Raw genomic sequence first — 2,666 nt, forward strand, 5'->3', positions numbered from 1 at the left:
CCAAGTTCTTGACCTGATTCATGAGAAAGTTATAGTTCATGACCGTACTGGTATGACTGCTTCCTGAATAGCTCACCAAGTCTGAAATCTTGTCCTTGGTCGTGTTCAAGACCTCAATCTCACTCTTCAAATCGTCCCGTGAGCTCTTCAAATCACTATGAAGGGTTGTAAACACCTGACCTGGTAACTTTGCATGATTGCTTTAATCAATTTGATAGTAACCATCCTTGTACAGTAGGAGATTAGTTGAGTAGTCATTCATCAGGTTAACCAGAGTTTGAAGAAGAGTCCCATGCACCTCTACTAGGTAACTGCGCATACTCGAGATGGCCTGACCTTGGAGATTTTCACTTAATGTAAAAACAGGAACTTGCTTACAACTAACAGTGTATAAACAAGTTCCTTACAAGCTATTTCAATGGTGAAACATAATCATCTGGAAGCTTACCTCTCCAGTCAATCCATTTTTTTTCCGCAAGTGGAATTAATGTCTCAAGCTCTTCCTGAGTAAATAATTCCCAACTCTTAGGACTAGCTATTAAAGGAGTTAAGCCTTTTAATACAAATTGTTTCTCACTAGCTTTCTTTTCTTCTTCCGTCGGTGGCCAACAATTGTTCTTTACTCTATAAGATACTTCTCGTATCGTTCTCTCCCCACTCTCTAGTAAGGCAAATAACTCATTTGGTAATTCATAAACCACTCGCTGAGGGGCAATTCCTCCCTCCTCAGTAACGTAATAAAAATGATTACCATCTCTCCAGATATGCTGACCATAACCTTTTACCTCTTCAAACTGGATAACATCTTCCCAGCCTAGTTTTGTTGGTTTCATTTCAAACCTCTTTTACTTAAGTGGTGATACATAATCGTCTGGAAGTTTCCCCATTGATTCTATCCATTGCTGTTCGGCTTTGGGAATAAGTATTTCAAGTTCTTTCTTACTAAAAAGCAACTGATTTTTACGGTTGGAAATCAGCACAATTGGTTTTTCTCTAGCTCTATTTTTTCTTATTTCATTCTTTTCTTCTTCCGTTAGAGGCCAGCAATCATTCTGCGCTTTAAAGTCAATTTCATGTGCCGTTCTCCTACCTAATAAATATTCGTTAAAATCAGAAGGATTAATCTCAAAGATACGACGAACGGAAGCTACTCCAAACTCTCCAAAAGTATAGTATTTCCCTTCATGTGTTCGAAAATCATATCCCTTCGGTGATTCAATCTTATCAAAGGTATCAAATTCTTCCCATGTTATTTTAGTTAAACTCATTTTAATCGCCTCCTAATTTTCGAATTGTAAATTCTCCCCATGGAACTTCGTCAATGACTGCTTCTGGCATATTTCCTGGGAAGGTTTGTCCTCCTGGTTTCCAAAATCCTTCAAAAGCAGACTTTTCATTTCCACTTGGAATTCTTGGGTTTTTTATAGATTCTGGTGGAATTTCAATAGCTACAGGAGAAGAGCCTAAATCTCCTCTATGTAGGCCTAATATATCTTCCAACAATTCAGGATCTCCCTTAGTCACTTTAATCAGCGTTTCACCAGCTTCTTTGGGCATAACAAAGGCAACATGATCTTTTGGATTACCAATTGCACCATTATTATAACCACCTTCTTCAGGTGTAAATTTCTGAATTTTAATAGCACCATTTTTAAATAGTTGTCTATGTGCTTCTATATATTCAGGAGTGAGATAATCCTCAACATCTGGGCGAAGGATTCCTTTCTGAGAATCGGGCTTGATATCAAGTATTTCCTTCTTAGTATATGCACCTCTAATATACTTCACTTTAGGTGAGTCCTTAGAAATATTAAAAATTAATTCCCTTTCTTCAGGAGTTAATTTGTCAAAGACCTTCTCTAGATATCTTTCGCGAGTTGCAAAATCTTTAAACCCTGAACTCTTCCTTGCAAGCTTGCTTTCTTCTATATTTCTTAGAATTTGTTCTCTGTTATACTTCGGTACTTCGACATTTACCTTCACCTTCGGAAGTTCCCGACTAATTAATGGGGATTTGTTTAAGCCTTGTTGGAGTTTCTCCTTCGCCAGATATTGGTCAAAGTTACTGGATTCCCTCGCAAGTTTACTTTCTTCCAGATTCTTCAGAATCTGCTCTCGGTTATACTTCGGTGCTTCGACATCGTGGACACCTTTCAACTTCGGAAGTTCCCGACTAACTAATGGGGATTTGTTTAAGCCTTGTTGGAGTTTCTCCTTCGCCAGATACTGGTCAAAGTTACTGGATTCCCTCGCAAGTTTACTTTCTTTCAGATTCTTCAGAATCTGCTCGCGGTTATACTTCGGTGCTTCGACATCTACTTTCACCTTATTGAGACTAAACTTGCTGGCTGCTGAGGAGACCACATAACCTCCTACGATATTCCCGATAAAGTTTGCGGTTTGGGCATCTTCCTCACTTCCACCTAGGAGCTTGGTCCCATGATAGGCAACCTGACCTGCTGTATAGGCACCGGCTTCCCCTATCGCAAACTGGGTCAAGCCCTTGACAGCGCTCTGAGTCTGCCCTATGGGAATCATGATGGCACTCGCCGTCACAAAGACATTCCCAACATCATGATACAGCTTGTCATTCCCCATGAAAAGCGTATCTCGGATGAGATTATAGGATTTCGTATGGGCATCCCCTGCATTTCCAAGTTGGATGT

The 2,666-nt window shown here is 39.8% G+C and carries 3 protein-coding genes and 1 pseudogene; all 4 read right to left on the bottom strand.

The window, feature by feature from the left end; translation table 11 throughout:
* Positions 1-202: 202 nt before the first annotated feature.
* Positions 203-349 (bottom strand): annotated as a pseudogene (locus tag FBF73_RS10185) (hypothetical protein); the annotation flags it as partial.
* Between the two features lie 61 nt (positions 350-410).
* Positions 411-833 carry a hypothetical protein gene (locus FBF73_RS09760; protein WP_042749694.1) on the bottom strand — a complete coding sequence of 141 codons (423 nt, stop codon included), beginning with the start codon at positions 831-833 and terminating at the stop codon, positions 411-413.
* A gap of 12 nt (positions 834-845) precedes the next feature.
* Positions 846-1,268, bottom strand: a complete 423-nt coding sequence (locus tag FBF73_RS09765; RefSeq protein ID WP_042749695.1) for a hypothetical protein — start codon at positions 1,266-1,268, stop codon at positions 846-848.
* 1 nt (position 1,269) lies between these two features.
* Entirely contained in the window at positions 1,270-2,664 is a 1,395-nt protein-coding gene (locus FBF73_RS10190) for a hypothetical protein (RefSeq protein WP_240798254.1), read from the bottom strand.
* Between the last annotated feature and the right edge of the window lie 2 nt (positions 2,665-2,666).

Source organism: Streptococcus mitis, from assembly GCF_005144795.1.
Taxonomy (GTDB): Bacteria; Bacillota; Bacilli; order Lactobacillales; family Streptococcaceae; genus Streptococcus; species Streptococcus mitis_BB.

What these genes read in the sequence shown, in the direction of transcription:
- FBF73_RS09760 (WP_042749694.1), bottom strand. Translation starts at nt 833, where the DNA reads ATGAAACCAACAAAACTAGGCTGGGAAGATGTTATCCAGTTTGAAGAG.
- FBF73_RS09765 (WP_042749695.1), bottom strand. Translation starts at nt 1,268, where the DNA reads ATGAGTTTAACTAAAATAACATGGGAAGAATTTGATACCTTTGATAAG.